Origin of the sequence: Micromonospora sp. DT233, from assembly GCF_049841815.1 — a bacterium.
Classification (GTDB): Bacteria; Actinomycetota; Actinomycetes; order Mycobacteriales; family Micromonosporaceae; genus Micromonospora.
Window position 1 is genome coordinate 88,125 of the sequence record NZ_JBNCLB010000013.1, and the last position, 26,278, is coordinate 114,402.

The window sequence follows — 26,278 nt, forward strand, 5'->3', positions numbered from 1 at the left end:
ACGATGGACGCCGACACCTCCCCCGCCGAGACCCGGCCCTGCGCGCACTGCGGGCGCGACGTGCCGCAGCGCGCCGGCGCGGGCCGACCGTTTCGCTACTGCCGCGACAACGACGGCGCCTGCCAGCGGGACTCCCGCAACAGCCGGATGCGTCACCGCAGCGCACCGGGCCTACCCGGCCAGGTGGCCCGCACCTGGGAGGCGGTGGACCGGCTCGACCAGATCGTGCAGACCCTCACCGAGGCCCTGCACGCCGAGCTCTCCCCCGCCGGGGTGGAACGGCAGCTCACCCAGCTACGCGCGGAGAGCACCGCGCAGCTGGCACAGGCACACACCGAACGCGACGAGGCCCGCCGCGACGCCGAGGACGCCGCGGCGGCGGCCACCCGCGCCCGCCAGCAGGCCCGCAGCGCCGAGGACGCCGCCGCCGACGCCCGGGCCCGGGCCGAACGAGCCGAGACCGACGCGACCGCCGACCGGCAACGCGCCGAGGACGCCGACGCCGCCCGCGACGCCGCCCGCCGCGACGCGGGCGCGGCGCAGGCGCTGCGGGTGCAGGCCGAACGCGACCGCGACGCCGCCCGCCACGAGCTGCGCACCGTACGCGACGAACGCGACGCCGACCGGCAGCGCGCCGCCGACACCGCCGCCGAACGTGACGTCGCCCGCGCCGACGCCCGCCGCGCCGCCGACGCCGCCGACGCGGCGCGCCGCCGCGCCGAGGCGGCCGACGCCGACGCCGAGCGGGCCCGCGCCGAGGGCCACCGGGCCGCCGAGCGGGCCGACGCCGCCCGCGCCGAGGCCACCCAGGCCCGCCAGCTGGCCGACCGGCTGCGCGGGGAGGCCCTCGACGCCCGCCGCGACGCCGAGGTGGCGCGGGCCGCGACGCAGGCCGCCCGGGAGGAGGCGGCGGCGCTGTCGGCGCGACTGGCCGAGGTCGACGCCGCCCGCGACGCCCTCACCGGTGAACTCGCCACGGCCCGGCAGGCCGCGGCGGCCGTCGAGGGCCGCGCCGGTGAGCTGGAGGCCCGCCTGCGCGCGGCCGAGACCGAACGCGACGCCGCGCAGCGCCGCTCGGCGCAACTGGTCGACCAGGTCAGCGACCTGGCCGCCGCCCTGGCCCGGCTGGGCGCCCCGCCGCGTTGACCCACCCCGCCGCCCGTCACCGGCCGGCCGGGCTTGCGGCGGGGGCCGTTTCCCGGCGCGGCGGCGGGCGGGCGGAGCCGCACACCGCCGGGTTGGGTATCATCCGGGTGAACCGCCGCACACCCCCACCGACGCCCCGGCCGGGCGACGCCGCCGGGTGGGTGCCCCGGCCGGCTACCCTTGCCAGGCGGCGGCCGTGCCGTGCGCTCACCTGCGCCACGGGGAATGACCCGGCCGACACCGACCGTTACACGAGAAGACCAGCACCACGAACGAGGGGAAGTCGATCATGGGCGAGCGTATGCTGCGCGGAAGCCGTCTGGGGGCGGTCAGCTACGAATCCGACCGCAACACGGAGCTCGCGCCGCGTCAGACCCGCGAGTACCTCTGCGCCAAGGGCCACCAGTTCGAGGTGCCGTTCGCCGTCGACGCCGAGGTCCCCACCACCTGGGAATGCAAGTTCGACGGCAGCGTCGCCCGGCTGGTCGACGGCACCGAACCGGAGCAGAAGAAGGCCAAGCCCCCGCGCACCCACTGGGACATGCTGCTGGAGCGCCGCTCCATCGCCGAGCTGGAGGAGATCCTCGCCGAACGGCTCCAGGAGATCCGCACCCGCCGCGGCCGCGCCTGAACCCCACACCGCACCACAGCACGAACGCCCCCGGGAGTCCACCTCCCGGGGGCGTTGCTCGTGGCAGCCCGTCAGCGGCCCGGCTCGACGATCTCCCCCTCGATGGCACGACCCCCGTCGACCAACGTCGGCGCCGCCGCCGGCGCGGCCGGCTCACCCGCTGCCGGCGGCGTGGGCTCGGCAGCCCCGCGACGCACCCGCACCACCCGCGGCCCGAACAGGTCACCGGCCACCATCGACGACACCCGCCGCTCCGTGGCCCTACGCACCCCGACACCGGCCAACCGGCGCACCGGCGGCACCAGCAACGCCGCCCCCAACACGCCGCTGACCAGCCCCGGCGCGGCCAACAACAACGCACCCAGCAACCCCACCAGCCCGTCGGTGACCTGCGGCCCCGGCGGGCGGGCGGCCTGCGCGGCGGCCCGGAACCCCCGCCACGCCCGCATACCCTCCCGACGCAGCAGCACCAGCCCCAGCAGCGACGCCGCGAACACCAGCAGCACCGCCGACCCGAACCCGATCGCCCGGCCGACGCCGACGAACACCGCCAACTCCACCAGCGCGGCCGCCAGCGCGGCCACCGGCACGAACCTCAGTCCTCGGCGCATCCGACCCCCCTCGGCCCGTCACGTCATCCCACCCAGCATGACACGCCGCCACTCACCGCCGACGCAGCCGACCGGCGGCGACGCCGCGCCGCCACCCCCACCGGTCCTGCACCGCCCACACCGTGATCCGCCACAACGCCTCCACCACGATCAACGGGCTCATCTTGCTCGCCCCCCGCTGCCGCTGCGCGAACGTGATCGGCACCTCCACGATCCGCGCCCCCGCCCGATGCGCCAACCGGGACAACTCCACCTGGAACGAATACCCCTGCGAACACACCGACCCCAGGTCCACCGCGTCCAGGGCCGCCAACCGGTACACCCGGAACCCGCCCGTGGCATCCGCCACCGGCACCCCCAACGCCAGCCGCGCATACAGGTTCCCGCACCGCGACAGCAGTAACCGCCGCCACGGCCAGTCCACCACCGACGCCCCCCGACACCACCGCGACCCGATCACCACGTCCGCGTCACCAGCGGCCACCAACAACCTCGGCAGATCCTCCGGGGCGTGCGAACCGTCGGCGTCCATCTCCACCACCGCGTCGTAGCCGCGCTCGCGCGCCCACCCGAACCCCGCCAGGTACGCCGCGCCGAGACCCTGCTTACCGGGCCGGTGCAGCACATGCACCCGCGCGTCCGCGGCGGCCAGGGCGTCGGCGACCACCCCCGTGCCGTCGGGGCTGTTGTCGTCGGCCACCAACACGTCCACCTGCGGGGCGGCCGCCCTGACCCGACCCACGATCGACGCCACGTTGTCGGCCTCGTCATAGGTGGGAATGACCACCAACACCCGCTCCAACGCCGCCCGGGGCGGCACCCCTGCCGCTGCGCCCACCGCTCCTCCGCCCCCGCCGGCCCCCGCCGACGTGTCCGCTACCCGGTGACCACCGGGCGCCGGCGCCGCAGCGCCACCGCGGCGACCAACACGGCCACCGCCGCGGCGGCCAGGGCCACCTCCGGCCACACCCCCACCCGCGTGGCCACGGTCCGCCCGTCACCCAGGGACACCTGCCGCACCACCACCGCGCGGGTGTTGAACCCGGTGGCGTCGGATACCCGCCCATCGGCACCCACGAACCCGGACACCCCGACCGTGGAGGCCATCAACGACGCCCGACCGTGCTCCACCGCCCGCAACCGCACCATCGCCAACTGCTGACGGGCCTCCGCCACGTCGAACGTCGCGTTGTTGGTCTGCACCACCAACAACTGCGCCCCACCGGTGACCGTGTCGCGCACCAGCCCGTCGTAGGCGACCTCGAAGCAGATCACGTCACCCAGCACCGCCGGCCCGGCATCCACGACACCAGGGCGCTGCCCGGGCACCATGTCGCTGCGCACCCGGTCGACCTCCTTGCTGACCGCCCGCGCCACGTCCCGCAACGGCACGTACTCGGCGAACGGCACCGGATGCCGCTTCGTATACATCTGCCCCAGATCGGGGCCGCTGCCCGGCCGCCACAGAATCCCCGCGTTGCGGCTCTGCCCCTCACCCGGACCGACCAGCACCGCCCCCACCAGGATCGGCGCCCGCACCGCGTCCGCCGCGGCGGTGATCCGCCGCCCCGCCGCCTCGCTGCGCAGCGGGTCGATGTCACTGGCGTTCTCCGGCCACACCACCAGGTCCGGTCGGGCCTGCTGCCCGGCGTCGACCCGCGCCGCCAAATCCAAGGTCGCCTGCACGTGGTTGTTGAGCACCGCCTGCCGCTGGGCGTTGAAGTCCAACCCCAGGCGCGGCACGTTTCCCTGCACCACCGCCACGGTCACCGCCCGACCCGAACCGGCCACCCCCACCGGCACCAACGCCCCCAACGCCACCACCGCGACCGCCCCCGCCGTCGCCACCACCGCCACCCACCGCCCGGCAACCCCACGCGGGCCCCGCCACGGCCGCCACAGGGCCGCCACCAGCAGCCCCCCGGCCGCGGCCACCACGAACGTCACCAACGGCGCCCCACCCAGCGCCGCCCACCGCAGCGCCGGCGAATCACCCTGACTGAACGCCAACCGACCCCACGGGAAACCCCCGAACGGCACCCGGCACCGCAGCGCCTCCTGCCCCACCCACAACACCCCGGTCACCGCCGGCCACGCCCACCGCCACCGCCGCACCAGCGGCGACACCACCGCCGTCACCGCACCCAACCCCGCCACGAAAGCGGCCTGCGACAGCGACAACAGCACCCACGGCAACGCACCGGTGTGCAAATTCGTCCACTCCAGCAGCGGCGCGAACAACGCCACCCCCGCCAGGAACCCCAGACCCGCCCCCGCGCGCACCCGCCGCCCGTGCGCCGCGGCCGCCAACAACGCCACCCCCACCGGCGCCAACGGCCACACCCCGTACGGGGGGAACGCCACCAACAACGCCAACCCCGCGGCCACCGCCATCGGCGCGGCCACCGCCAACCGCAGCGGACCCCCGCCGTCGGCGGCGGCCCGCGCCCGCTCTTGCCGCTGCAGCGTCGTCACCGGCACCTCACCACGATCACCCGCCGAAGGCTACCCGCCCACCACCGCCGCACGCCGGCGCTACCCCCGCCGGCCCGGGCACGGCACAGAGCGCCCCACCCCCACGCGGAGGAACCGGCGGTCAGCGGCGGCGGGCCACCAGCACCGCATCGTGAACCGTCACGTCCCGCCCCTCGGCATCGGCCACCACCCGGGGACGGGCCTGCGCCACCCGCACCTCCCACCAACCCGGATCCAGGTCACCGGCCACCTCACCGGCCGAGTACATCAACTCAGGAAAATGCGCCCGGTGGGCGCCGGAACGCAGATCCGACACGTCATGGCCAACGATCAGCAGGGTGCCCCCCGGCGCCACCGCCTCGGCCAACCCGGCGAACAACCGCCGCCGCTGCTCCCGCGGCAGGTGCATGTACTGCGCCGACACCAGGTCGTACCCGCCGGCGGCCGGCGGCTGCTCCCGCAGGTCCGCCTGCCGCCACGTGATCCGCGCCGCAACCTCCCCGCCGACCTGCGCGGCATACGCCGCGGCCCGCTCCACGGCGACGGCCGCGATGTCCACGGCCGTGACCCGCCACCCCCGCGACGCCAACCACACCGCGTCCGCGCCCTCCCCGCACCCCACGTCCAACGCCCGCCCCACCGGCAGGTCGGCGGCCTCCGCCACCAACTGCGGGTTGGGCCGCCCGCTCCACATCACCGGATGATCCTCGTACCGCCGCTCCCACCAGTCCCGCCGCACCATCGCGTCCAGCTCACGTTGGTGCTGCGCCACGGCCACGTCGGTCTCCTCGGCCACCAGATCCGCGTTGATCGCCGCCGCGGCGGTCAACCCCGCCGCCGCCGAGGTCACCACCTGCGCCCGCACATCCGCCACGTTGCCGGCCACCCACACCCCCGGCACGGCGGTCGCCCCCACCCCATCAGCGTCGACCTGCGCCCCGACCACCTGCCCACCCACCAGCACCTGCGTCGCGGCCAACCCGAGCGACCCCAACACCCCCGCCGCCGCGCTCGCCTCCGCGCCAACCACCAAGGCGTCCAGGGCCACCACCCCACCACCGGCCAACCGCACCCCGGTCAGCGCGTCACCGGTCACCTCCAACCCGACCACCGGGCCGTCGACCACACTGACCTGCCGCGCCGCGAGCCGCCGCGCCTCGACATCGCCCACCTCGACGACGCCGTGACGCAACAGGACCACCCGCGGGCTCCACTGCCGCCACAACAACGCCTGCTGCACCGCCAACGGCCCCGTGGCCAGCACCCCGATCCGCCGGTCACGCACCTCCCACCCGTGGCAGTACGGGCAGTGCAGCACGTCACGCCCCCACCGCCCGGCCAACCCCGGCACGTCCGGCAACTCGTCGACCAGCCCGGTGGTCACCAGCAGCCGCCGCCCCCGCACCACCCGCCCGCCGCCCAACCGCACCACGAACCCGTCGCCGTCGCGCGTGGCGTCCTCAGCGGTCGCGTCGACGACCTGCCCGCCGTAGCGCAGCACCTCCGCCCGCCCGTCGGCCAACAACCGCCCCGGCGCGACCCCGTCGAGGCCCAGGAAGTTGTGCACCGCCCCGGCCGGGGCGTTACGGGGCCGCCCCGCATCGACCACCAGCACCCGCCGCCGCGCCCGCCCCAGCGCCACCGCCCCACCGACCACCACCACGTCGTATCCGTCGTCCACCGTCATCGCCTCCGTCGCCCGTCGTCGCGCCCACGGTGCGCCCGACAACACCGCGACAGCAAGTAACGTTGCCGGTATGGCAAACGATCAGGCGGCGGTCCTGGCCGCGGTCGGCCCCAGACTGCGGGCCCTGCGCACCCGAGCCGGCACCACCCTGGCCCAACTCGCCCAGACCACCGGCATCTCCGTCAGCACCCTGTCCCGCCTGGAATCCGGCAACCGCCGCCCCACCCTGGAACTGCTGCTGCCCCTCGCCCGAGCCCACCAGGTGCCGCTGGACGAACTCGTCGGCGCACCACCCACCGGCGACCCCCGGGTACGCCCGCGCCCCATCGTCCGCCACGGCATCACATTCCTGCCGCTGACCCGCCGCCCCGGCGGCCTACAGGCGTTCAAACAGATCCTGCCCCCACACACCCCCGCACAACCGCAGCAACAAACCCACGAAGGCCACGAATGGCTGTACGTGCTCTCCGGAAGGGTCCGGCTGCTGCTGGCCGAACACGACCTGCTGCTCACCGCCGGCGAGGTCGCCGAATTCGACACCCGCCTGCCACACGCCGTGACCAACCCCGACCCGCACCCCGCCGAACTACTCACCCTCTTCGGCCCCCAGGGCGAACGGCTGCACGTACGCGCCCACCCCCGCACCGACTGACACCCCGGGAAACAAAATCGGGGCGCGGCATACGCCGCGCCCCGATGCTCCCAGGCCCTCCCCGGCCGGTGGGACAAGAATCAGGCACGCCGACCTTCGGACCGGCCCGACGGTGGACTGGCTGCCCCCGCCTGGCCGTTGTCTACTGGCCGTGCACCTCACCCTGCCCGTACACCGGTAACCGCGACCGGTTCGCGCCGCCCCGCCGACCCCCGCCCGCTGGACCTGGCCGCCGCGACCCGAAAAGGTCACTCGGCCAGCGGACGAAGGGACGAAGCGAACAACAGCCGCTTCCCGTAGTAGGACTCAAAGACGGTACGTGCACCACCCCGGCACCTGTCAACCCGGCACCGGCCAGTCGCCCCACCACCACGGCGTGTCGCGTCGGCGTGTCTCAATCCCCGACCAGATAGCGGCGCAGCAACGCCACCGCCGCCACCGGATGCTCCGCCGCCAACAACCCCGCAGCAGCCAGCACATAATCAGCATCCACCACCGCCCGCGCCGCCCGAGGCACCGCCCACCCACCCGCATGATCCGCCAACACCCCACCCAGCACCCCCGCCGACACCCCCGACGGACAGTGACGCAGCACACCCCCCGACCCCACCACCAACCGCACATCCCGCAGATCCCGCCCCCCACGCTCCCCCGTCGCCCCACCCCGCGCATGCCGGCGCACCGCCACCATCGCCGCCAACCCCGCCAACCGCGCATCCACCGCCCAATCCGCCGCACCCCCCGCCAACACCCCCGGCTGCGCCGCCCGCCGCGCCGCCGCCACCGCCAACCCCTCCGCCTCACCCGCGGCCAACAACCGCTCCTGCTCCGCCGCCCGCACCACCCCCGGCGCGCTCCACCGCACCCCCAGATCCCCCTCCACCGTCCGCGCCCGCCACAACGCCCCCGCCACCTGCGTACCCGGCCCCTGCGCCCGCTCGTCCGGCGTCAACACCGAATACACATCCGTCGTCGCCCCACCCACATCCACCACCAACAGATCACCACCCACCGCGTCAGCGAGGACCTCCACCCCCGTCAACACCGCATCCGGCGTCGCCGCCCGCACCAACCGACCGAACCTCGGCCCCCGCGACAACCGCTTACCACCAATGACATGCCGCAGGAACACCTCCCGGATCGCCACCCGCGCCGACCCCGGCGCCAACACCCCGATCCGCGGCAACACATTGCCCGCCACCGTCACCGGCACCCCCGCACCGGCCAACAACCCCCGCAACTCCTCCCCCACGTCCGCGTTGCCCGCCAACACCACCGGCACCCGCCACCGCGCCCGCGCCAACCGCGTCGCGTTGTGCGTCAACGTCTCCGCATCCCCACCATCGGTGCCCCCCACCAGCAACACCACATCCGGCCGCGCCGCCCGCAACCCCGCCAGCTGCGCCGCACCCAACCGCCCCGCCGCCACATGCACCACGTTCGCCCCCGCCGACAAACCCACCCGCCGGCCCGCCTGCGCCGTCACCAACGGCTCGTAACCCACCACCGCCAACCGCAACCCCCCACCCGCCGACGAACACACCAACCACGGGACGTCCCCCACGGCAAGGCCCGCCGACGCCGCCCCCACCGCCGCGTCCAGACCCTCCAACACATCCGAGCCCACCGTCGTCGGCGCCGACCCCACCCCCACCAACACACCGGCATCCAGATCCACCACCGCCGCCTTCGTGTACGTCGACCCGACGTCGACGCAGACCGCCGCCCTCACGCCCGCGCCGGCACGACCACCGTGCCCGTCGCCGTCACCGCCACGATCGGCTCCGCCAACACCCGCGCCGCCGACTCACCCCGCTCCGGGCACCCCCGACACACCACCCGCGCCTCGAACTCCAACGTCCGACTCCGGGTACCCACCCGCGTCACCGTCGCCGACACCTCCACCACATCCCCCGCCCGCACCGGCGCCAGGAACTGCACCTGCGCGTACGACGCGAACAACCCCTCATCGCCGTCCGTGCGGATACACACCTCCGTCGCCACGTCACCGAACAACCCCAACGCGTACGCCCCATCCACCAGGTCACCCGCGTAATGGGCATGCGAATACGGCACGTACCGCCGATGCGTCACCGTCAACCCCAACCGCCCGTCGCTCACGACCCCACCTTCCTGTTCGTCACCAACGCGTGCACCAGAAACGACGCCACCTCACCCGGCGTCGTCCCCCGACCGAAGATCCGATCCACCCCCAACTCCGCGGTCATCGCCTCGTCGAACCGCGGCCCACCCACCACCAACAACGGCCGCCGCCCCGCCGGCATCGCCTCCCGGAACGCCGCCGACATCTCCCGCGTGTTGTGCAGATGCGCATCCCGCTGCGTCACCACCTGCGACACCAACACCGCATCCGCCCGCTCCACCCGCGCCGCCTCCACCAACTCCGGCACACTCACCTGCGCACCCAGATTCGTCACCTTGAACTCCCGGTAATACTCCAGACCCTTCTCCCCCGCGATGCCCTTCACATTCAGGATCGCGTCGATACCCACCGTGTGCGCATCCGTGCCGATACACGCCCCCACCACCGACAACTTCCGCCGCAACCGCTGCTTCACCACCGCGTTGACCTCCTTCGCCGACAACAGCGCGAAGTCCCGCTCCACCACCCGCACCACCGACAGGTCAACCAGATGGTTCACCCGCCCATACACCACGAAGAACGTGAACCCCTCACTCATCGGCCGCGCATGCACCACCATCGCCGGATCGATGCCCATCTTGTTCGCCAACTGCACCGCCGCGCCCTCGGCCCGCTTGTCATGCGACACCGGCAACGTGAACGACACCTGCACCATCCCGTCGCCCGTCGTGTCCCCGTACGGCCGCACGATCTGCTTCTCCGTCATGCCGGCTGCTCCAGGATCTCCGTCACCGGGTTGTAGTAGTCCGCCTCGTGCGCCGCCACCCCCGACAAACCCTTACCCCGATCCGCCGGCCGCTTCATGATCCCGAACGTCCCCTCCGCGATCGCCGTCAACAACGACTGCTCACCGATCCGCTCCAACAAATCGACCGCCTCACCCAACACCCGATTCGCCCGCTGCTGAATGAACCCACCCGGCGCCGGCACGAAATCCTCATGCAACCCACCCGCCGCCCCCAACACGTACCGCACATTACGCAACGCCACATCGCGATCCGACAACCACGGCGTCACCACCGCCTCCGTCATCATCCCCACCAGCAGGATCCCCTGCCCCGTCATCGCACCCACCAAATTGAAGAACCCATCCAACAAATTGCCGTGGAACACGTCCCCCGTCATGTGCTTCGTCGGCGGCATCCACTTCAACGGCGCATCCGGAAACAACTCCCGCGCCAACAACGCATGCGCCAACTCCAACCGGAACGACTCCGGCACCTCCGGATTGATCTCGAACGCGTGCCCCAAACCCAACTGCCAGTCCGCCAACCCCGCCTCATGCGCGAAAAACTCGTTCAACAACTGCGACACCGTCACCGTGTGCGCCTCGTCCACCGCATCCGCAGTCGTCAGATAATTGTCCTCACCCGTGTTGATGATGATCCCCGCCCGCGCATGCACCTGCCGCGAGAAACGCTGATCCACGAACGTCCGCACCGGATTGATGTCCCGGAACAAAATCCCGTACATCGAATCGTTGAGCATCATGTCCAGACGCTCCAACCCCGCCAACGTCGCCATCTCCGGCATACACAAACCAGACGCATAATTCGTCAACCGCACATACCGGCCCAACTCCCGCGACGTCTCATCCAACGCCGCCCGCATCAACCGGAAATTCTCCTGCGTCGCATACGTCCCCGCGAAACCCTCCCGCGTCGCACCCTCCGGCACATAATCCAACAACGACTGCCCCGTCGACCGGATCACCGCAATCACATCCGCACCCGCCCGCGCCGCCGCCTGCGCCTGCGGAATGTCCTCATAGATGTCACCCGTCGCCACGATCAGATACACCCACGGCCGCCGCGCCGGATCCCCGAACCGCCGCACCAACCGCTCCCGCTCCACCCGCCGCCGATCAATCCGCCGCACCCCCACCGCCACCGCCCGCCGCGCCGCCCGCCGCGCCGACGTCAACCCCCGACCCGACGGCACCCCGAACCGCACCGACCCCGCCGCCGCCTTCTGCGCCAACAACGTCACATCCGACATGCCCTCCCGCGCCAACGCGTCGAACACCGGAACCGCCACCCCATGCCCCAACCCCACATCCGCCACCACCGCATCCACCAACCGGTTCACCCACGGAATCCCCTCCGGATCCGCACCCACCACCCCCGCCAACCGCAACACCGCCCGCTCCACCGACACCGTCGTGTGGCTACGCGCCAACTCCACCACCGGCCCACCAGCCCGACGCGCCAACTCCCGCGCCCGCGCCACCAACACCGGATCCAGATCAAGCTTGCCCATCACACGCCCCTCACTGACCATCGAAGATCACCTCACCGCGCAGCACCGTACGCAGACACACCGGCAACGGCGTCACATCCCCCGCCCCCCGCAACTCCGGATCCGCCGCCTGCAACACCGGCAACCCACCCTGCACCCCCGCCGGCGTCGACCACACCGCGAACGTCGCCGCCGCCCCCAACGCCAACACCCCCTCACCATCACGATGCACCGCCCGCCACCCACCCCGGGTATGCGCCGCGAACGCCCCCCGCACACTCATCCGCTGCACCGCACTGTGATGCGCCACCGCCGCCCGCACCGACCCCCACGGATCCAACGGCGTCACGGGCGAATCCGACCCGAACGCCAACCCCACCCCCACCGCATGCATCGCCCCCAACGGATTCGACTCCAACGACCGGGCCAACCCCAACCGCGACTCGTACATCCGCCCCGCACCACCCCACAACCGATCGAACGCCGGCTGCACACTCGCCACCACACCGAACTCCACGAACCCCGCGATCAACCGCTTACTCAACAGCTCCGCGTGCTCCACCCGATGCCGCGCCGCCCGCACCCGCTCCATCCCCAACCGCGCCGCCGCCCCCGCGAACCCCGCCAACACCGTCGCAATCGCCGCATCACCGATCGCGTGGAACCCGCCCTGCATCCCCTGCGCCGCGCAATCCAACAAATGATCACGCACCTGCTCCGCGCTCAGATACCCGTGCCCACACCCCCCGACCTCCCCATCCAGGTACGGCTGCGACACATGCGCCGTCCGCGCCCCCAACGCCCCATCGGCGAACAGATCCCCACCCGCACCCACCGCACCCAACTCCCGCGCCCGCGCCGCACCACCCAACTCACCCCAGTACCCGTACACCTCCGGCAACCCCGCACCCGAGAGCCCCAACAACCCCGTGAAGTCCTCCTCGTCGGAGATCTCCGGCCCACCACACTCGTGCACCGCCGCGATCCCCAACGCCGCCGCCCGACCCAACGCCACCCGCTGCGCCGCCACCCGCTGCGCCCGCGGCACCGACCCCAACGCCGCCGCCCGCACCACATGATGCGCATCCCGCCGCACCCACCCCGACGCGTCGAACCCCACCGCCCCCACCACCTGCGGACACGCCGCCAACAACGCCGGCGACACCAACGCCGAATGAAGCGACGCCTGCGACAGATACACCCGCCGCCCACCCGCCGCCCGACCCAACTCCTGCGCCGCCGGCAACGAGCCGTCCCCCCACGCCGACTCGTCCCAACCGTGCCCCAACACCACCGCGTCCGCCGGCAACCCCGCCGCGAACCCCGACACCGCCGCCAACAACTCACCCGCCGAACGCACCCCCGACAGATCCAACCCCGACAACACCAACCCCGTGTCCGTCGCATGCACATGCGCGTCCACGAACGCCGGCGTCACCAACGCCCCACCCAACTCCACCACCCGATCCGCCGCCGGCGCGTCCGCGTCGACACCCAACCAGGCGATCCGCCCATCCCGCACCAACAACGCGGTCGCACCCGGATCCGCCGGACAATGCAGCACGCCACCGCGGTACAGCGTCACCGGGTGCGTCGTCGAGGGAGTCGTCATGACACTCAGTCTGCCGCCAACCGCGCCTCGAACAACCCACGCACCCCAGGCTCCGAACGCAACAACCCCAACGCCAACTCCGCATGCCCCGGCACGTAACCGTTGCCCACCAGCATCGTCACGTCCGCCGCCAGGCCCTCCGCCCCCAACGCCGCCGCCGCGAAACTCGTCGCCATCGAGAAAAAGATCACCGTCCCGCCGTCCGCCGTGGCCAACACCGCCCCGTGCTCACACCCCGGCACGTCCACGCACACCACCGTCACGTCCGCCGGCACCCCCAACGCCGTCGTCACCGCCGTCGACAACGCCACCGGATCCCGCGCGTCAGCCAACGCCACCTCCGTGGCCAGCCCCGCCGCCACCAGCGCGTCCCGCTCCCGCGCCACCGGCACCACCCCGACCGTACGACCCGCACCCGCCCGCCGCGCCGCCGCCAACGACAACGACCCGCTCTTGCCCGCCCCACCGATCACCGCCACGCTCACCGGCGTCTCATCACCGGCCCGCCGCCGCCGCGCCACCTGCTCCGCGACCACCCGCGCCGTCAACGCCGGCGCCCCACACACGTCCAACACCGCCAACGACAGCTCCGGATGCAGATCCGCCGGCAGCACCGCCGCGATCGACCGGGCGAACAGAATCGCCCACCCCTCGCACGGCACCTGCTCACTGCGCCCGTCCCACCCGGCCAACCCGTCCGTGATCGTCAACGGGGTCAGCGTCAACGACACCAACGTCGCCACCCGGTCGCCCACCCGCAGCCCCAGCGGCGAGCGCCGCCCCGCCTCGTCGACCGTGCCGATCAACATCCCGCCCGAGCCCGTCACCGGGTTCTGCATCTTCCCCCGCGCCGACACGATCTCCAGCACCTCGGCGCGCACCAGGTCGCCGTCGCCACCGTGCTTGGTCCACAGCTGCCGGAAACTCGCCGCGTCCAGGTTCAGCCGCTCCACCCGCACCCGCACCTCGTTCGGCGCGATCTCCGCACGGGCGTCCAGCCGCCAGGCCGCCTGCGGCAGCACCCCCGCCGGCTCGACAACGCGATGCAGACCAACCGGTGACGTCACGTCGACCTCCCCACCCAGCCGTCCGAAGCCCCGGCCAGGACTCGCGTAACGGGAAAACTTACGGCAGACTAGTTTCTTCGCCGAATATTTTCCAGTAGCCTTCGGGCCGCTGATCACCGCAGCACACGCACCGAGGAGGGGCCGTGACCCAGACCCAGACGGCGGAGACCATCCCGCCACCCCGCCGGCCCCAGCCCCCGGTCGCCGCACCCACCGCCGGCCAGCCCTACGAATACCGCCGCACCCAGCTCGTCGAACCCGACTGGACGCGCTTCCCCGGCTGGCGCCACATCACCCGCGAACAGTGGGAGAACGCCCAGTGGCAGCGGGTCAACTGCGTCAAGAACATCAAGCAGCTGCGCACCGTGCTCGGCGACACCGTCGACGACTCGTTCTACGACGACCTCGCCGCCGACCAGGCCGCCCTGGCCACCATGTCGATGCTCGTGCCGCCGCAGATGATCAACACCATGGTCCCGCACGCGCCGATGACCACCGACGCGTTCCTCGCCGACCCGATCCGGCGCTACATGATCCCCGTCGCCTCCGACCGGCGCACCGACTGGCCGTCACACCCCTACGCCAGCCGCGACTCCCTGCACGAGCACGACATGTGGGCCGCCGAAGGGCTCACCCACCGGTACCCCACCAAGGTCCTCGCCGAGCTGCTCTCCACCTGCCCCCAGTACTGCGGGCACTGCACCCGGATGGACCTCGTCGGCAACTCCACCCCCGCCGTCGACAAGCTCAAGCTCACCCTCAAGCCCGTCGAGCGCTACGACGCCCACATGGCCTACCTCAAGGCCCACCCCGGCGTCCGCGACGTCGTCGTCTCCGGCGGCGACGTGGCCAACGTGCCCTGGCGCAACCTTGAGTCGTACCTGATGCGACTGCTGGAGCTGGAGACCGTCCGCGACATCCGGCTCGCCACCAAGGCCCTCATGGGTCTGCCCCAGCACTGGCTGCAGCCCGACGTGGTCGAGGGCCTGGAGCGCGTCGCCCGCACCGCCGCCCGGCGCGGCGTCAACCTGGCCATCCACACCCACGTCAACCACGCCCAGTCGATCACCCCGCTGGTCGCCAAGGCCACCCAGACCGCCCTCGACGTCGGCGTACGCGACGTGCGCAACCAGGGCGTGCTCATGCGCGGCGTCAACGCCACCGCCACCGACCTGCTCGACCTCTGCTTCGCCCTGCAGGGCGAAGCCGGCATCCTGCCGTACTACTTCTACATGTGCGACATGATCCCCAACGCCGAGCACTGGCGGGTCCCGGTCTGGCACGCCCAGCAGCTCCAGCACGACATCATGGGCTACCTGCCCGGCTACGCCACCCCGCGGATCGTCTGCGACGTGCCGTTCGTCGGCAAGCGCTGGGTGCACATGCTCACCGACTACGACCGTGAGCGCGGCATCTCCTACTGGACGAAGAACTACCGCACCTCCATCGAGTCGGCCGACCTGGAGGCGCTGCACAAGACGTACGCCTACTACGACCCGATCGACACGCTCCCCGCTGCCGGTCAGCAGTGGTGGCGCGAGCACCACGCCGACGACTGAGCTTCGCGGCTCCCCTGCGGCCCCCGGCGTCAGCCGGGGGCCGCTTTTGGTATGAGCGGTGCGGAGCGGTGCGGAGTGCTGCCGCTAACGCGTCCTAGGACGCTAGTTTGTCACCTCGCGACCTGGATCGCTCGGCGGTCAGGCCGCCTTGAACACCGCATCGAGGGCATCCAGCCAGCTCGCGGTCCCCTGTTCGCGCCACGCCGGGTCCTCGTGGCCGTCGAGGAAGCTGTCCTGCTCGACCAGCAACAGTCGGGTGGCCCCGCCGTCGGCGGAGAACTGCACGGTCGTGAGGGAGGCGGTCACCGGACGGTCGTCGTCGGCCAGCACGGAGCTGTAGACGATCCGCTCCCCCGCGACGATGTCGTAGTACGTCGACGTGAACGTCAGCGCCGCGGAGCGGTTCAGCTCTCGACCGCCGACGCGGAAGTCGAGCTCGTAATCGTCGGCGGTGGGCGCGAACCACCGGCGTTTGATCGCGGGATCGGCCCAGGCCGCGAAGGCCCTCGCGGGCGCGACCAGGTAGTCGCGCTCCAGGGTGAACGTCGAAGTGAGCACCGAGCGGTCAGTCATTGTCCTCTCCGGAAGTGTCGAGAATGTCGCCGAGGCGGTCGAAGCTCCGCTCCCAGCCGGTTCGTTGCCGACCGACCCAGTCCCCGACCGTACGCAGCGCGGCGGGCTCAATTCGGCAGGTGCGCACCCGTCCGGACTTCTCCGAGGCGACCAGCCCGCTGTCGATCAGCACCTGCAGGTGCTGCAGCACCGCGGAGAGCGACATGTCGAACGGGCGCGCGAGGTCGCTGACCGTGGCGGGACCCCGGACGAGCCGCTCGACGATCGCCCGGCGGGTGCTGTCGGCCAAGGCCTGGAACAGCCGATCGAGCGGCTCCTGACGGTTAAGCATGTACTTCACTTTAGCGCGTCGGCCGCCTATGGTGAAGCAAATGCTTACCCTTTCTGGAGGCGCCCGGGCGCTGCTGGGCCTCGCCGACCCGCGCGATCTCGGTCTGGGCGCCTGTCCATGGGCGGCACCGCGCTGGGGCCGATCATCGGCGGCGCGTTGCTGACGACCTCTGGTGGGGGTCGGTCTTCCTGCTCGGCGTCCCGGTAATGATGCTGTTCTCGCTCGGCGCCCTGCTCCCGACCGCCGTGCGAACGACTTCGGCAACCACGCCAGCGGCAGCGGCACCCTCCGTTCGGACGCTTTGGAGCTGAGTCGTCTGCGACATCACCCCCCATGAGTCGTTGACGACATCAGCTCCAAAGGGCGCGCGAGGGACACCCGGCCCGGCAGAGACAACCCCGCAGAGCCGAGCGCTGCCGGACGACGGGCGGTCCGCACGACGGACAGTGCGGACAGTGCGGACGCGCGGGCCAAGGGGCGCTGCGAGGGGCTTCGTGGGCAGGGGTAAGGGCTGATAAACCGCGTCTAGGGCTTCCTAGGAGGCTAGGTGCGGGGGTGGGTGGTTGACTGGGCGGATGGGAGAAATCACGCTCATCCGCCACGGTCAGACCGAGTGGAGCGCCAACCGCCAGCACACCTCGTACACCGATCTGGATCTCACGGCGGAGGGTGAGCGGCAGGCCCGCGCGCTGGGGGCGGTCCTCGCCGGCCGGCGGTTCGCCCGGGTGTTGTCCAGCCCCCGCACCCGGGCGCAGCGCACCGCGCTGCTGGCCGGGCTCACCGTCGACGACACCGACCCGGACCTGGCCGAGTGGGAGTACGGCGAGTACGAGGGGCGCACCAGCGCCGACATCCACACCGAACGCCCCGGGTGGGACATCTGGGCCGACGGCTGCCCCGGCGGGGAATCACCCGAGGAGATCGGCCTGCGGGTGGACCGGGTGCTCGACCGGGTCGCTCCCCTGCTCGACGCCGGCGACGTCGCCCTGATCGGCCACGGGCACAGCCTGCGGGTGCTCGCCGCCCGGTGGATCGGGCTGCCGGCGACGGGCGGCGGGCTGCTGAGGCTGGACACCGCCACCGTCGGCGTGCTCGGTCACGAACACGGGCGACGGGTCATCCGGCGGTGGAACCAGCCTGCTCCCCCGACCCCCGAGGTCGCCGCGTCGACTGCTCGGCACTGATCATCGGCGGCCGGTGCTCGTATGGGGTGGAGAGGACCACGGTGGTGCGGGTGGTGACGTTCGCGGCCGTCCGGATCTCCTGGAGCACCCGCTCCAGGTGCGTCGGGCTCGCCACCCGCACCAGCAGCAGGTAGAAGTCCTCCCCCGCCACCGAGTAGCAGGAGTCGATCTCCGGCAGGTGGGCCAGCCGCTCCGGGGCGTCGTCGGGCTGCGACGGGTCGAACGGCCGGATCGCCACGAACGCCGTCAGCGGCAGGTCCAACGCCTCGAAGGAGACCCGCGCGGCGTACCCCTTGATCACGCCGCGCCGCTCCAGCCGGCGGACCCGCTGGTGCACCGCGGAGACCGACAGGCCCACCTTCTCGGCCAGATCGGTGTACGACAGCCGCCCGTCGACGGTCAGCGCCGCGACGATGGCCCGGTCGATGTCCTCCACGGCGTGCAACCTACCCGCAAACCCGTCCTCATGCGACGACCCACCGGCGGCGGCGACGCTCACCGGGCCGCCCGACGCCGCACCGAGTCCGCCGCGTAGTGCAGCACCTCGGCCATGTCCTCCTCGTCCAGGAACGGCAGATCGGTGAGGATGTCCGTGGCGCTCATCCCGTCGGCCATCATCGCCAGGATCGTGGCGACCGGCACCCGGGACTGCCGCACGCAGGGCGCACCGCCCATCACGTCGGGGTCGACGGTGATCCGCTCGAAGTCCATCGGCCCAGGTTAGGGTCCGGTCCGCCGGTCCCGGCGGTCGGGGCGGCCGACCGGCGCGCGGCACCGTCCACCCGGCGGCGGGCCGCCCGCCGGGCGGCGGCTAGCCCTTCGCCAGGTGCCGGGAGATGACCAGGCGCTGGATCTGGTTGGTGCCCTCCACGATCTGGAGCACCTTCGCCTCCCGCAGGTACCGCTCCACGGGGTGGTCGGTGACGTAGCCGGCGCCGCCGAGCACCTGCACCGCGTCGGTGGTCACCCGCATCGCCATGTCGGTGGCGAAGAGCTTCGCCTTGGCCGCCTCGATGGAGTACGGGCGGCCGGCGTCGCGCAGCCGGGCCGCGTGCAGGGTCAGCGCCCGCGCGGCGGAGATCTGGGTGGCCGCGTCGGCCAGCAGGAAGCCCAGGCCCTGGAAGTCGACGATCGCCCGACCGAACTGCTGCCGCTCGCGGGCGTAGCCGAGCGCGTAGTCGAGCGCGCCCTGGGCCAGACCCACGGCGCAGGCGGCGATGCCCAGCCGGCCGGAGTCCAGGGCGGACATCGCGATGGTGAAGCCGGCCCCCTCGCCGCCGATCAGCCGCTCGGCCGGGACGCAGGCGGCGTCGAAGGCGACCTGCGCCACCGGGGAGGAGCGCAGCCCCATGGTGCGCTCGGCGGCCTGCGGGGCGATGCCGGGGGTGTCGCGGTCGGCCAGCAGGCAGGAGATGCCCTTCGGGCCGGGGCCGCCGGTGCGGCAGAAGATGTTGTAGAAGTCCGCGACCTGGGCGTGGGTGATCCACGCCTTGGTGCCGGTCACCACGTACGCGTCGCCGTCGCGGAGGGCCTTCGTGGTCAGGGCCGCCGCGTCCGAGCCGCCCTGGGGCTCGGAGAGGCAGTACGCCCCGAGCAGCTCGCCGCCGATCATGTCGGGCAGCAGCTTGCGCTGGGCGTCGGTGCCGAACTGGGCCACCGGGTAGCAGGAGAGGGTGTGCACGCTGACCGCCTCGGCGACGGCGAGCCACCGGCTGGCGAGGATCTCCAGGACCTGCAGGTACACCTCGTACGGCTGGGCGGCGCCGCCGTGCTCCTCGGCGTAGGGCAGGCCGAGCAGGCCGGCGCGGCCCAGGGTGCGCAGCACCTCGCGGGGGAACTCGGCCCGTTGCTCGAACTCGACGGCGCGCGGGGCGAGCTCCCGGTCGGCCAGCTCGGTGGCGAGGTCGAGCAGGTCCTGGGCGTCCTCGCTGGGGAGGATCCGGTCGACAGTCATAGCGCGATCAGCTCCGTGGGGGTGGTGGTGAGCCGGGCGACGCCGTCCGTCGTGCAGACGACGCTGTCTTCGATGCGGGGCCGGCGGGCGGCCGGGTCCGGTTCGTCGACTGCCACCCGCTCAGCTTAACGGTCGTTTGGTCGCCGTCGGGAGGCCGTGCGGCGTCCGGGCAGTTCGCGGCGGCGGTTCGCCCCGCGCGGTCACGGAAGCCCCCGGCCCTGCGCCGAAAATAATGGGGGCACAACCGCTGGCGCAACTAACCCCTGAGGGGGTATACCTATAACATAACCCCTGCCAACCCCACCTGGAGGCGAGCATGCCGAAGATCAACGTCTACCTGCCCGACGAACTGGCCGACGCGGTCCGCGACAGCGGGGTGCCGGTGTCGGCGGTCTGCCAGCGCGCGCTGGAGCAGGCGGTCCGCCAGATCACCGCCATCCGGCAGACCGCCCTGGGCGACCTGGGCGCCGACGACCTGGGCGAGCGGCTGCCCCGGTTCACCGCGCGCGCCCGTACCGTGATCACCCTGGCGATCGACCGGGCCCGCGCCGCCGGCGCGCCGGCGCTGGGCACCGGCGACCTGCTGGCCGGCATGCTCGCCGAGGGCCAGAACCTGGCGCTGCAGGTGCTGCGGGCGATGGAGATCGACCCGGCGCACGTCCAGCGCGACCTGGACCGGCACCCGGGCGGCGAGCCGGGGGCGACGGCCGAGGGCGCGCTGCGCCCCAGCCCCCCGGCCGCCGCGGCGCTGGAGCTGACCACCACCGAGTCGATCGCCCTGGGGCACAACTACGTGGGCTGCGAGCACCTGCTCCTGGGCCTGGTCACCGAGCCCGACGGCACCGCCGGGCAGGTGCTGCGGGCCCTGGGCGCCGAGCCCCGGCTGGTACGCCGCGCCGTGGCCGCCGCGTTGGCCGGCTACCTGCACCTGCGCGCCCAGAGCCCCGCCGCCGGAGCGGCCCCCGCCGACCCGGCGCGGGCGCTGGCCACGGCGGTGCAGCAGCAGCTCCAGCCGATCGTCGCCCGGCTGGAAAGCCTGGAGCGACGCCTCGACGCCGCCCCCGAGCGGCGCTGACCGCGCCCCGGTCGCTCGCCGCCGCGCTCGCCGGGTGCCGCCGACGGCACCCGGCCTCGGCGAAGCCACCCGGGCCGATCGGGTGCGCCGATAGCCTGGAGCTACGTCGGCCCGCGTCGGCGCTGGCCGACGCACGAAAGGGCGGGGCGGTGGACGAGCGCAGGCGTGAGCGGCGGCGACGGTGGCTGCTCTGGGCCGGCATCCTCGCCATCGCCGGCTTGGTGCTGCTCGTCGTCGGCCTGACCGTCGCCGACGGGGCGGTGGCCTGGCTGGAGGCGATCGTCGCGATCGTCCTGCTGCTGGCGAGCTACGCAGTGCAGCGGCTGGCCCGCAAGGAGACCCTGTACCGGCACGACGAGCCGCGCTGACCGCCGCGCCGCACCCGGATCGTCGGACCCTTGTGCCAGGCTGTCCGGCGTGGCACATCGACCCCCGATCATGCTGATCGACGCTCCCAGCCTCTACTTCCGGGCCTACTTCGGCATCCCCGAGTCGGCGGCCAGGACCGCCGACGGCACCCCGGTCAACGCGGTGCGCGGCTTCCTGGACATGCTCGCCACGCTGATCCGCACCCGCCGCCCCGACCGGATGGTCTGCGCGATGGACCACGACTGGCGGCCGGCCTGGCGGGTGGCGCTGCTGCCGTCGTACAAGGCGCACCGGGTGGCCCCGGAGGGTGGTGAGGTGGTGCCCGACACCCTCACCCCGCAGGTGCCGATGCTGCTGGAGGTGCTGGCCGCCGTCGGCATCACCGTCGTCGGCGCAGGCGGATACGAGGCCGACGATGTGCTGGGCACCCTGTCGGTCACCGAGCCCGCGCCGGTGGAGGTGGTCTCCGGCGACCGGGACCTGTTCCAACTCGTCGACGACGCCCGGGGGGTGCGGCTGCTCTACGTCGGGCGGGGCGTGGCGAAGCTGGAGGACTGCGACGACGCGGCCGTGCGGGCCCGCTACGGGGTGCCCGCCGACCGGTACGCCGACTTCGCGGCCCTGCGCGGCGACCCCAGCGACGGGCTGCCCGGGGTGGCCGGCGTCGGGGAGAAGACCGCCGCCCGGCTGGTCGAGCGCTACGGGGGCCTCGACGCCATCCTCGCCGCCCTCGACGACCCCGGCTCCGGCTTCGCCCCCGGCCTGCGGGCGAAGCTGGACGCCGCCCGCGACTACCTGGCCGTCGCGCCGAAGGTCGTGCGGGTGGCGCTGGACGTGCCGCTGCCGCCGATGCCGACGGCGCTGCCGACCGCGCCGGCGGAGCCCGACCGGCTGCTGGAGCTGGCGCAGCAGTGGAACCTGGCCGGCTCCTGCCGGCGGCTCGTCGATGCCCTCGCCGCACGAGGCTGACCGCCCGCCACGATCTGTGGCCCGCCCGGCACCGCGCTCGCGGCCGGCGTTCCGGTGAGCGTCAGTGCGATGCGTACCGATCTTCTCGCGTCGGGTCGTGCGCTGCCGACGCAGCCCCCAACGGGGTCACCGGGTCGACCGCCCGGTACCGCCCCGACAGCAGGATCCACGCGCAGACCCCGAGCTGCGGCACCAGCATGATCGGCATGATCACGAGGTCGTCCAGCCCGGCACCGTCGGTCAGCACGATGCTCGCCAACAGCGACAACACCATGTTGTTGCCCGCATGCGCGAGGCTCGTCGTCCAGATGGTGCCGGACCGCAGCCGCAACCAGGTCAGCATGATCTCCTGGCACATGAAGCCGGCCGTCCACCACAGCAGGCCCAGCAGCACGTTGCGGTACTCGACGTATCCGAGGAACGCGAGCGGAAAGTGCCAGACCGCCCAGATCAGCCCGGTCGCCAGGGTCGCCAGCAACGGCCGGTCGGTGAAGATCCGTAGCCGCAGGTAACTGGTCCAGCCGAACTCCTCGCCCCAGTAGACGGGGGTCAGCACGAGCGCGACCACCAGCAGGACGGCGATCAGCGCCACCGGCGGGAGGCCCGGCGCGAAGCGCCGCAACGCGGCCGTGTCCGGCGAGTAGCGGCCGAGCGCACCGGCGACCGCGATACCGGCGGCGAGCAGTCCGAGCGGACCGAACCAGGCGATCAGGTAGTACCGCCAGGCCGCCCGCAGCCGCAGGGCGAGCCCGGCATCGCGGAAACCTTCCCTGGTCACCCAGCGGCGCACCACGATCGCCGCGAGCGCCGGCGTGAACGCCAACGACAGCTGCGGTAGCGGATCGGCCAGCGACAGCCCCAGGCCGCGCGCCACGATCACCATCGCCGCCCACGACAGGCCGAAGGTGAGGGCCAGGTAGACGAGTACTCCTCGGTTGCGCACCGACGTTCCCTTCGAGGTGGGACAGGACGACGAACACCCTGCGCCGCCGGGGCGCACCGGCACATGGCGATCGGGGATGAATCCTGGGTGGCGCTTGGGGGCCAGCCGAGAAATGGCTCCCCGGTGGGAGTCGCGAAGCAGCCGCCGCGGGCAGAATCCGGGCATGGTTCGCACGCCGCCGGCATCCGTCTCGTACTTCCTGGCCTGGATCCACGCGCTCCTCGGCGCCGCGCTCTGGTTGCCGTCCGCGGTCGGCGGCCTGGTGGCCGGCGCGCTCGCACCGGCCCCGGCCCGCTCCGGGGTCTTCGTGGCCACGACGGTCCTGTTCGTCCTCGTCTCCGGGCTGTTCGGGCTCTCCCGTGCCGCCGCGATCCGCCTCGGCAACGCGCTGCTGCACGCCGAGGTCCCGCCGGCGTCGGCGACCCACGGCTGGCCGACACGGCTGCGCTCGGCCGGGTGGACACTGCTGCACGCCGGAGCCGGCGCGGTACTGCTGACGGTCGCGTTTCAGGCCCTGCTCCCGGCCGCGGCCCTGCCGGTCCTCTGGCTGCGCGGCGGCGGCGGGGACGCCACCTTCTACGGCATGTCGCCGACCATCGCCGGCGGCTGGTCCGGGGGATGGACGCTGTTCGCCTCGCTGGGGCTCGGCATGCTGGTCGTGGCCGCCGGCGTCGGCTACGCCGCGCTGCTGCGCCGGGCGGCGCCACGGCTGCTCGGGCCGAGCACCGCCGAGCGGCTGGCAGCGGTGCAGCGGCATGCCGACCGGCTCGCGCACCGCAACCGGCTGGCCCGCGACCTGCACGACTCGATCGGCCACACCCTCACCACCACCACGATCCAGGCGGCGGTGGCCAGCACCCTCGTCGACTCCGACCCGCAGCGGGCACGGCACACGTTGGGCAGCATCGAGCAGGCGTCCCGCAGCGCGTTGGAGCACCTCGACCACGTTCTGGGGGTGTTGCGCGAAGGCGCCGAGGGCACGCCGTCCCGGCAGCCGCAGCACACGCTGGCCGACCTGGACGCGTTGCTGCAACGGGTCCGCGACGCCGGCCGGACGATCGACGCGGTGGTCACCGGCGACCCGGGGCAGGTCCCGGCACCGGTGTCCCGCGAGGCGTACCGGATCGTGCAGGAAGGGCTGACCAACGCGATGCGCCATCCCGGCCCGGTCACCGTGCGGATCAGCGTCGGCCCGCGCCGGCTGGACATCGAGCTGACCAACCCGATACCGACCGACCGGCCGGCGGAGACCGCCGACCGACGCGGTGGACGGGGCCTCGCCGGTATCGCCGAACGGGTCCACGGGCTGCGCGGCGAGGTCACCGCGGGCCCGGTCGACGATCACGCCGGGCGGTTCTGGCGGCTGACCGCCTGGCTCCCGCTACGGTCCGCACCATGATCCGCCTGTTGATCGCCGACGACGACGAGCTCACCCGCACCGGCCTGCGTGCACTGCTGTCCACCGAGCCCGACCTCGAGGTGGTCGCCGAGGCCACCGACGGCACCGAGGTACTGCCGCTGGTCACCGCGCACCACCCGGACGTCGTGTTGATGGACGTGCGGATGCCCACGCTGGACGGCATCGGGGCCACCCGACTGCTCCGCGCCGAGCTGCCCGAACCGCCCAAGGTGCTGGTCGTCACGACGTTCCAGAACGACGACTACGTGTACGACGCCCTGCGCGCCGGTGCCAACGGGTTCGTGCTCAAACGCGCGAAACTGGCGCAGATCGCCCACGCGATCCGCCTGATCGACAGCGGTGATTCGCTGCTGTTCCCCGACGCGCTCCGGGCCCTCGTCGCCGCCCGACCCAGCTTCCCGCCCCCCGTACGACACCCGCTGCTGACCAACCGCGAAACCGAGATTCTCCGCCTGATGGCCACCGGCCTCTCCAACACCGACATCGCGCAGACGCTGGTGATCAGCCTGGAGACGGTGAAGACCCACGTGGGCAACCTGTTCGCCAAGCTGGACGCCGCCAACCGCACCCAAGCGGTGGTCATCGCCTACGAGACCGGCATCGTCACCCCCGGAAGGGCGGGCACGTGAGGAACGCCAGCCGGTTTCTGCCGTGGCGGCGAGACCTGATGATCTAGGGCCAGCCCGGCTCCACGCCCCCGCCCTGCGGGCCTGCCTCGACCGCCTGGCCGTCGCGCCGAAGGTCGTACGGGTGTTGCTTCGCCGCCACGAACATTCGCGCCGCCGCTTAGCGGCGGTATCGCGGTCGCCGTCGACCGCGGCCTCATCGCCTGCCCCGCCGGGGTCGGTGCCGGGCGTACCGCCGGATCGGTGTCCCGCCGGCAGCCAACCCACGTGTCTCACTGTGCTGCCGGGCCGCCCTGCGTGATCCGGAGAGCAGAGCCATGTCCCAGCCAACGCACCAAGAAGATGTCCCGCGCCCGTCCCAGGTCCCCCTCGACGCAGCCACCGCGACGGCGAAGCCGAACCAGGACGGGCCGGCCGAACCCGCCACGCTGTTGCTGATGGTCGGGCTCCCCGCTGCCGGTAGACCACCCGGGCCGAGGAGCTCGCCGCGGCGCACCGCGCGCTGCGGCTGACCCCGGACGAGTGGATGATCTCCCTGTTCGACGGGGCGCAGCCCGACGGCAAGCGCGACCTGCTGGAGGGACGGCTCATCGCGCTGGCCCTGCGGGTGCTGCGCCTGGGCACCGACATCGTCCTCGACTTCGGGCTCTGGAGCCGCGACGAAGACTTCGGGCTCTGGAGCCGCGACGAACGGTCGGCGCTGCGCTGGTTGGCGGCCTCGGTCGGGGCCGCCAGCCGGGTCGTCTACCTGCCCGTCGACCGGGAGGTTCAACGCGCCCGCCTCGCGCAGCGCCGGGCCACCGCGCCGCACACCACGTTTCCGATGAGCGCGGCGGAGATCGACGCCTGGCGCGAGCAGTTCCAGGCGCCGGATGCCGCCGAACTCGGCGGCGGCGACCTTCCCGGCCCACCACCGGGGTGGCCGGGCTGGCCGCAGTGGGCCGCGCAGCGATGGCCCTCGCTCGCGCCCGGCCACGCCTAGACCGTCGGGC

At 72.9% G+C, this 26,278-nt stretch carries 26 protein-coding genes and 1 pseudogene; 11 read left to right on the top strand and 16 right to left on the bottom strand.

What is annotated here, in order from left to right; all coding sequences use genetic code 11:
- Positions 1 to 3 precede the first annotated feature (3 nt).
- Together ACLQ2V_RS22750 and ACLQ2V_RS22755 are read left to right on the top strand one after the other, a co-directional pair.
- Positions 4 to 1,146 (top strand): hypothetical protein, encoded by a 1,143-nt coding sequence (locus tag ACLQ2V_RS22750; protein ID WP_425720584.1) that lies wholly within the window; start codon positions 4 to 6, stop codon positions 1,144 to 1,146.
- Between the two features lie 289 nt (positions 1,147 to 1,435).
- Positions 1,436 to 1,777 (top strand): RNA polymerase-binding protein RbpA, encoded by a 342-nt coding sequence (locus ACLQ2V_RS22755; protein WP_425720585.1) that lies wholly within the window; start codon positions 1,436 to 1,438, stop codon positions 1,775 to 1,777.
- Positions 1,778 to 1,848: 71 nt separating this feature from the next.
- Here ACLQ2V_RS22755 and ACLQ2V_RS22760 read toward each other — a convergent pair whose 3' ends face one another.
- The 4 genes from ACLQ2V_RS22760 to ACLQ2V_RS22775 form a co-directional block, all read right to left on the bottom strand.
- Positions 1,849 to 2,388 carry an FxsA family protein gene (locus ACLQ2V_RS22760; RefSeq protein ID WP_425720586.1) on the bottom strand — a complete coding sequence of 180 codons (540 nt, stop codon included), beginning with the start codon at positions 2,386 to 2,388 and terminating at the stop codon, positions 1,849 to 1,851.
- Positions 2,389 to 2,440: 52 nt separating this feature from the next.
- Positions 2,441 to 3,226 (bottom strand): polyprenol monophosphomannose synthase, encoded by a 786-nt coding sequence (locus tag ACLQ2V_RS22765; RefSeq protein WP_425720587.1) that lies wholly within the window; start codon positions 3,224 to 3,226, stop codon positions 2,441 to 2,443.
- A 38-nt stretch (positions 3,227 to 3,264) separates the two neighbouring features.
- The gene (lnt, locus tag ACLQ2V_RS22770) at positions 3,265 to 4,782 is read right to left on the bottom strand and encodes an apolipoprotein N-acyltransferase (RefSeq protein WP_425720650.1); all 1,518 of its coding nucleotides are present in this window, start codon (positions 4,780 to 4,782) and stop codon (positions 3,265 to 3,267) included.
- Positions 4,783 to 4,984: 202 nt separating this feature from the next.
- Positions 4,985 to 6,550, bottom strand: a complete 1,566-nt coding sequence (locus tag ACLQ2V_RS22775) for a methyltransferase domain-containing protein (RefSeq protein WP_425720588.1) — start codon at positions 6,548 to 6,550, stop codon at positions 4,985 to 4,987.
- Positions 6,551 to 6,620: 70 nt separating this feature from the next.
- Between ACLQ2V_RS22775 and ACLQ2V_RS22780 the strand changes: the two genes are divergently transcribed.
- On the top strand, positions 6,621 to 7,202 hold the full coding sequence (locus ACLQ2V_RS22780; protein ID WP_425720589.1) for a helix-turn-helix domain-containing protein: 582 nt from the start codon (positions 6,621 to 6,623) through the stop codon (positions 7,200 to 7,202).
- Positions 7,203 to 7,596: 394 nt separating this feature from the next.
- On the opposite strand, the gene ACLQ2V_RS22785 is transcribed toward ACLQ2V_RS22780, so the two are convergent.
- From ACLQ2V_RS22785 to ACLQ2V_RS22810, 6 genes are read right to left on the bottom strand one after another with little or no spacing between them, the layout of a single operon-like run.
- Positions 7,597 to 8,934 (bottom strand): glutamate mutase L, encoded by a 1,338-nt coding sequence (locus ACLQ2V_RS22785; RefSeq protein WP_425720590.1) that lies wholly within the window; start codon positions 8,932 to 8,934, stop codon positions 7,597 to 7,599.
- Complete coding sequence (locus ACLQ2V_RS22790) at positions 8,931 to 9,323, bottom strand: hotdog domain-containing protein (RefSeq protein ID WP_425720591.1); 393 nt, start codon at positions 9,321 to 9,323, stop codon at positions 8,931 to 8,933. The genes ACLQ2V_RS22785 and ACLQ2V_RS22790 overlap by 4 nt, the downstream gene beginning before the upstream one ends.
- Positions 9,320 to 10,072: an OAM dimerization domain-containing protein gene (locus tag ACLQ2V_RS22795; protein WP_425720592.1), complete on the bottom strand. Its 753-nt coding sequence runs from the start codon at positions 10,070 to 10,072 to the stop codon at positions 9,320 to 9,322. The genes ACLQ2V_RS22790 and ACLQ2V_RS22795 overlap by 4 nt, the downstream gene beginning before the upstream one ends.
- Positions 10,069 to 11,628, bottom strand: coding sequence for a lysine 5,6-aminomutase subunit alpha TIM-barrel domain-containing protein (locus ACLQ2V_RS22800; protein ID WP_425720651.1), 1,560 nt, complete (start codon positions 11,626 to 11,628; stop codon positions 10,069 to 10,071). The genes ACLQ2V_RS22795 and ACLQ2V_RS22800 overlap by 4 nt, the downstream gene beginning before the upstream one ends.
- A 7-nt stretch (positions 11,629 to 11,635) precedes the next feature.
- Positions 11,636 to 13,216 carry an amidohydrolase gene (locus ACLQ2V_RS22805; protein WP_425720593.1) on the bottom strand — a complete coding sequence of 527 codons (1,581 nt, stop codon included), beginning with the start codon at positions 13,214 to 13,216 and terminating at the stop codon, positions 11,636 to 11,638.
- A 5-nt stretch (positions 13,217 to 13,221) separates the two neighbouring features.
- Positions 13,222 to 14,283 carry a zinc-binding alcohol dehydrogenase gene (locus ACLQ2V_RS22810; RefSeq protein ID WP_425720594.1) on the bottom strand — a complete coding sequence of 354 codons (1,062 nt, stop codon included), beginning with the start codon at positions 14,281 to 14,283 and terminating at the stop codon, positions 13,222 to 13,224.
- 143 nt (positions 14,284 to 14,426) lie between these two features.
- Between ACLQ2V_RS22810 and ACLQ2V_RS22815 the strand changes: the two genes are divergently transcribed.
- A complete protein-coding gene (locus tag ACLQ2V_RS22815; protein ID WP_425720595.1) occupies positions 14,427 to 15,842 on the top strand; it encodes a KamA family radical SAM protein in 1,416 nt (471 codons plus the stop codon).
- Positions 15,843 to 15,980: 138 nt separating this feature from the next.
- Here ACLQ2V_RS22815 and ACLQ2V_RS22820 read toward each other — a convergent pair whose 3' ends face one another.
- Both ACLQ2V_RS22820 and ACLQ2V_RS22825 read right to left on the bottom strand, forming a co-directional pair.
- On the bottom strand, positions 15,981 to 16,415 hold the full coding sequence (locus ACLQ2V_RS22820; RefSeq protein ID WP_425720596.1) for an SRPBCC domain-containing protein: 435 nt from the start codon (positions 16,413 to 16,415) through the stop codon (positions 15,981 to 15,983).
- Positions 16,408 to 16,746 carry an ArsR/SmtB family transcription factor gene (locus ACLQ2V_RS22825; RefSeq protein ID WP_425720597.1) on the bottom strand — a complete coding sequence of 113 codons (339 nt, stop codon included), beginning with the start codon at positions 16,744 to 16,746 and terminating at the stop codon, positions 16,408 to 16,410. The genes ACLQ2V_RS22820 and ACLQ2V_RS22825 overlap by 8 nt, the downstream gene beginning before the upstream one ends.
- A 575-nt stretch (positions 16,747 to 17,321) precedes the next feature.
- Here ACLQ2V_RS22825 and ACLQ2V_RS22830 point away from each other — a divergent pair.
- Positions 17,322 to 17,930, top strand: coding sequence for a histidine phosphatase family protein (locus tag ACLQ2V_RS22830; protein ID WP_425720598.1), 609 nt, complete (start codon positions 17,322 to 17,324; stop codon positions 17,928 to 17,930).
- On the opposite strand, the gene ACLQ2V_RS22835 is transcribed toward ACLQ2V_RS22830, so the two are convergent.
- From ACLQ2V_RS22835 to ACLQ2V_RS22845, 3 genes are all read right to left on the bottom strand, one after another.
- Positions 17,863 to 18,366: an Lrp/AsnC family transcriptional regulator gene (locus ACLQ2V_RS22835; protein ID WP_425720599.1), complete on the bottom strand. Its 504-nt coding sequence runs from the start codon at positions 18,364 to 18,366 to the stop codon at positions 17,863 to 17,865. The genes ACLQ2V_RS22830 and ACLQ2V_RS22835 overlap by 68 nt on opposite strands.
- Before the next feature lie 59 nt (positions 18,367 to 18,425).
- Positions 18,426 to 18,641, bottom strand: a complete 216-nt coding sequence (locus tag ACLQ2V_RS22840) for a DUF433 domain-containing protein (protein ID WP_425720600.1) — start codon at positions 18,639 to 18,641, stop codon at positions 18,426 to 18,428.
- A 100-nt stretch (positions 18,642 to 18,741) separates the two neighbouring features.
- Positions 18,742 to 19,884 (bottom strand): acyl-CoA dehydrogenase family protein, encoded by a 1,143-nt coding sequence (locus ACLQ2V_RS22845; protein WP_425720601.1) that lies wholly within the window; start codon positions 19,882 to 19,884, stop codon positions 18,742 to 18,744.
- 316 nt (positions 19,885 to 20,200) lie between these two features.
- On the opposite strand from ACLQ2V_RS22845, the gene ACLQ2V_RS22850 reads away from it, so the two are divergent.
- From ACLQ2V_RS22850 to ACLQ2V_RS22860, 3 genes are all read left to right on the top strand, one after another.
- Complete coding sequence (locus ACLQ2V_RS22850; protein ID WP_425720602.1) at positions 20,201 to 20,959, top strand: Clp protease N-terminal domain-containing protein; 759 nt, start codon at positions 20,201 to 20,203, stop codon at positions 20,957 to 20,959.
- 122 nt (positions 20,960 to 21,081) lie between these two features.
- Entirely contained in the window at positions 21,082 to 21,327 is a 246-nt protein-coding gene (locus tag ACLQ2V_RS22855) for a DUF3040 domain-containing protein (protein ID WP_425720652.1), read from the top strand.
- A gap of 70 nt (positions 21,328 to 21,397) precedes the next feature.
- Positions 21,398 to 22,297, top strand: a complete 900-nt coding sequence (locus ACLQ2V_RS22860) for a 5'-3' exonuclease (RefSeq protein WP_425720653.1) — start codon at positions 21,398 to 21,400, stop codon at positions 22,295 to 22,297.
- A gap of 61 nt (positions 22,298 to 22,358) precedes the next feature.
- Here the strand turns inward: ACLQ2V_RS22860 and ACLQ2V_RS22865 are convergent, their stop codons facing one another.
- Positions 22,359 to 23,240, bottom strand: coding sequence for a CPBP family intramembrane glutamic endopeptidase (locus tag ACLQ2V_RS22865; protein ID WP_425720603.1), 882 nt, complete (start codon positions 23,238 to 23,240; stop codon positions 22,359 to 22,361).
- 163 nt (positions 23,241 to 23,403) lie between these two features.
- Here ACLQ2V_RS22865 and ACLQ2V_RS22870 point away from each other — a divergent pair, with 163 nt between their 5' ends.
- From ACLQ2V_RS22870 to ACLQ2V_RS22880, 3 genes and pseudogenes are all read left to right on the top strand, one after another.
- Positions 23,404 to 24,639: a sensor histidine kinase gene (locus ACLQ2V_RS22870; RefSeq protein ID WP_425720604.1), complete on the top strand. Its 1,236-nt coding sequence runs from the start codon at positions 23,404 to 23,406 to the stop codon at positions 24,637 to 24,639.
- Positions 24,636 to 25,289 carry a response regulator gene (locus tag ACLQ2V_RS22875; RefSeq protein ID WP_425720605.1) on the top strand — a complete coding sequence of 218 codons (654 nt, stop codon included), beginning with the start codon at positions 24,636 to 24,638 and terminating at the stop codon, positions 25,287 to 25,289. Before ACLQ2V_RS22870 ends, ACLQ2V_RS22875 begins: the two co-directional genes overlap by 4 nt.
- A 472-nt stretch (positions 25,290 to 25,761) precedes the next feature.
- Positions 25,762 to 26,268: pseudogene (locus ACLQ2V_RS22880) on the top strand (AAA family ATPase); the annotation flags it as partial.
- Between the last annotated feature and the right edge of the window lie 10 nt (positions 26,269 to 26,278).

Bases quoted from the DNA above. Each gene is read 5' to 3' on its own strand.
- ACLQ2V_RS22795 (WP_425720592.1), bottom strand. From the start codon at position 10,072: ATGACGGAGAAGCAGATCGTGCGGCCGTACGGGGACACGACGGGCGAC.
- ACLQ2V_RS22775 (WP_425720588.1), bottom strand. From the start codon at position 6,550: ATGACGGTGGACGACGGATACGACGTGGTGGTGGTCGGTGGGGCGGTG.
- ACLQ2V_RS22860 (WP_425720653.1), top strand. From the start codon at position 21,398: ATGCTGATCGACGCTCCCAGCCTCTACTTCCGGGCCTACTTCGGCATC.
- ACLQ2V_RS22830 (WP_425720598.1), top strand. From the start codon at position 17,322: ATGGGAGAAATCACGCTCATCCGCCACGGTCAGACCGAGTGGAGCGCC.
- ACLQ2V_RS22755 (WP_425720585.1), top strand. From the start codon at position 1,436: ATGGGCGAGCGTATGCTGCGCGGAAGCCGTCTGGGGGCGGTCAGCTAC.
- ACLQ2V_RS22850 (WP_425720602.1), top strand. From the start codon at position 20,201: ATGCCGAAGATCAACGTCTACCTGCCCGACGAACTGGCCGACGCGGTC.
- lnt (WP_425720650.1), bottom strand. From the start codon at position 4,782: ATGGCGGTGGCCGCGGGGTTGGCGTTGTTGGTGGCGTTCCCCCCGTAC.
- ACLQ2V_RS22780 (WP_425720589.1), top strand. From the start codon at position 6,621: ATGGCAAACGATCAGGCGGCGGTCCTGGCCGCGGTCGGCCCCAGACTG.
- ACLQ2V_RS22875 (WP_425720605.1), top strand. From the start codon at position 24,636: ATGATCCGCCTGTTGATCGCCGACGACGACGAGCTCACCCGCACCGGC.
- ACLQ2V_RS22820 (WP_425720596.1), bottom strand. From the start codon at position 16,415: ATGACTGACCGCTCGGTGCTCACTTCGACGTTCACCCTGGAGCGCGAC.
- ACLQ2V_RS22760 (WP_425720586.1), bottom strand. From the start codon at position 2,388: ATGCGCCGAGGACTGAGGTTCGTGCCGGTGGCCGCGCTGGCGGCCGCG.
- ACLQ2V_RS22870 (WP_425720604.1), top strand. From the start codon at position 23,404: ATGGTTCGCACGCCGCCGGCATCCGTCTCGTACTTCCTGGCCTGGATC.
- ACLQ2V_RS22750 (WP_425720584.1), top strand. From the start codon at position 4: ATGGACGCCGACACCTCCCCCGCCGAGACCCGGCCCTGCGCGCACTGC.
- ACLQ2V_RS22840 (WP_425720600.1), bottom strand. From the start codon at position 18,641: ATGGACTTCGAGCGGATCACCGTCGACCCCGACGTGATGGGCGGTGCG.
- ACLQ2V_RS22825 (WP_425720597.1), bottom strand. From the start codon at position 16,746: ATGCTTAACCGTCAGGAGCCGCTCGATCGGCTGTTCCAGGCCTTGGCC.
- ACLQ2V_RS22845 (WP_425720601.1), bottom strand. From the start codon at position 19,884: ATGACTGTCGACCGGATCCTCCCCAGCGAGGACGCCCAGGACCTGCTC.
- ACLQ2V_RS22805 (WP_425720593.1), bottom strand. From the start codon at position 13,216: ATGACGACTCCCTCGACGACGCACCCGGTGACGCTGTACCGCGGTGGC.